The organism is Natrialba asiatica DSM 12278, assembly GCF_000337555.1.
Taxonomy (GTDB): Archaea; Halobacteriota; Halobacteria; order Halobacteriales; family Natrialbaceae; genus Natrialba; species Natrialba asiatica.
In genome coordinates this window covers 1-2,305 of the sequence record NZ_AOIO01000006.1, presented here as the reverse complement: position 1 = coordinate 2,305, position 2,305 = coordinate 1, and the positions used below count along the sequence as shown (strand labels likewise).

The following is a 2,305-nucleotide window of genomic DNA, read 5'->3' as shown; positions in this document are numbered from 1 at the left end:
GGGTTCGATTACAACCGACGTTGCCGCCGATATCGTCGCCTTCGCCAACGAACGGGGCATGGGACACCTGTCCTACTGGGCACTCTACAACGATCCCGGCGGAGAATTCTCGGAAATCTACGCTGACTTCGAGGGCGGGCCGACCTGACACTCGATCCCCTTCTCTTGACTAGCACCAGCTAGTTCGGTCCGGAAGTGCCGTGCCGAAACGGCTCAATGAACGCCTCTCTACGAATTTTGGCCGCGAAATACCGCATAGTCACGCTGATATCCGAAGCCGCGGAACAAAACGTCTGAGACGGATACAGACGGTTCTCATACTCTCGGACACTCGAGCATACATCGATGACGGGAAGTCGTGTAAGACTACACCACCGGTAACTCATCGAGATACGCGTTCCACACTGCTTCCGGTTCGGCACAGGCGATGCTCGAAATCGACCGACAACCGTCGTATCCCCACAGAAAGACGCTATCCACACCGCCGTCAACCGCCGCACGGGTCGCTGCCCTCACATCTGCGATTGTCGCTTCGTCTCCACTCAGTCGGAACCCCTGAATCCAGATCTGACTGTCGAGATCGTACTCCGCTGCTAACGAGACGACGGTACCGGTAAACGACGAGACGAACGCCTCGCTCTCCTCCCCGTGCACGCCCCAGTATGGGTCAGTAGCGAGTATATCGAGGAACTCGGACGACGCGAGGTCCTTCCACTCACTGAGACCGTGTTCGGCATCCTTGCTCGGTAACAAACAGACCGCGTTCTGACAACCACGATTCCTCGTGTGACTCATCATATCCTCGAGAAACGACAGCAACGATTGTTCACGGAACTCGTCGATCCGGTCCGTCCTGGCCGCCGGCATTTCCTCACCATAGTCGTCTTCATACAATTCTTGGCAGGACTCACACCGACAGGTCCAGGCACCTTCGGGAAGTTCGTCGTCGAACCATTCCGGAATGTACCAGTGCGGTTCATCCCAGAAGAGCACGTCAGCCCCGATCTCAGCCGCATCCGTCGCCCACTCGCGCATATACGTCCGAAACCTCGCGTCGTTAAAACACGCCGCCGGGATCCGCTCCCCCGTCGAAAGAACCTGACAACTCTCCGGATGTCGTCCGATGAACTCGGAGAGTGCCTCACCACCGAAAACACGTCCAACAGCCCACGGATTGACGTATACCCGCATATCTCGATCGTGACTCGCCGATACTATGTCGGCCATCGTCTCCATATAATACTCGCGATCGCGCTCGCTAAAGGTGTGCAACACAGCGTTTAACCCGCGTTCGTGGAATCGGTCGAGATCGGACTCAACATGGTCGATATCACGGACACCGAAGTAGCTTGTGCCTTGTTCACGCATCTAGCTCACAGAATAACTCGTTATATGTTACTCTTTGGATACACGCTATGTATCGCCGCTTAACGCACTCAAATCGTCACACCACACAGCTTAGCGGTATTCGTAAGGAATTACACCATGAACGCGATGCTCACGGATCACTGTGAGAATCCATGTCACCTCGCAACGGACGCCTCTCATACGATGCCCATCGGGTATTGGTATAATGGACGATATGCCATCCGTCAGTGCCACTCAGCAACAACGAATACATTACCCGCTCGTTCAGGATCCTGGTTTCGTGTCCGCGTTTCTCAGTTCGAAACGTTCGGCGTATTCGGCCAGGGATTACAGCTGTACACCCGTAAGCACAGTTGTCTTTGTTCTAATCCCTACTACGTTTCTTCTATTATGGAGTCGAATTATTTCTTCGATCGAAACGTTCCTCCGAGCTACACTCAATGGCGATCTCCCAAAATCGGACGGTCCGGTTCTTGTAGTCCGGACGATTTTTGAACTCGACCATTCACTATCGAATGTCACCTCGGATGAAACTAAAGGAAAGTTTATTTGGCGTCGGATATTACTGCTCTTACACCAACTAGACAACACCATACATAGGGTGAAAATCTGGATTCAAGTTATAAAATAGCAGGTATTGTCTATTAGTCTCCAAGCTGCTATGAATAGGAGGAAGCTGAAGAAATCATTGACAACCGATTCATTCGTCTAACCAATAATCAAATATTAGTTCTATCACCAATAGACAACCTCTGAAACGTTGGAGGAGTTTATTCTTAATCGTGTTTGTAAAGGTGTGTTTACGACGCTGTACAATTACGAAATATAAAATGCCCCACACAGCAGCGGCTGTGTGGGGCTATTGAGTGGAAGTATGAGTGGAGGCGGCGAATCGAGTTTCCCAGAGGATCTCTCACTCCAGTACTCACCGATACGT

The 2,305-nt window shown here is 51.8% G+C and carries 1 protein-coding gene; it reads right to left on the bottom strand.

What is annotated here, in order from left to right; translation table 11 throughout:
* Positions 1–366 precede the first annotated feature (366 nt).
* A complete protein-coding gene (locus tag C481_RS01665) occupies positions 367–1,368 on the bottom strand; it encodes a hypothetical protein (protein ID WP_006107076.1) in 1,002 nt (333 codons plus the stop codon).
* Positions 1,369–2,305 lie beyond the last annotated feature (937 nt).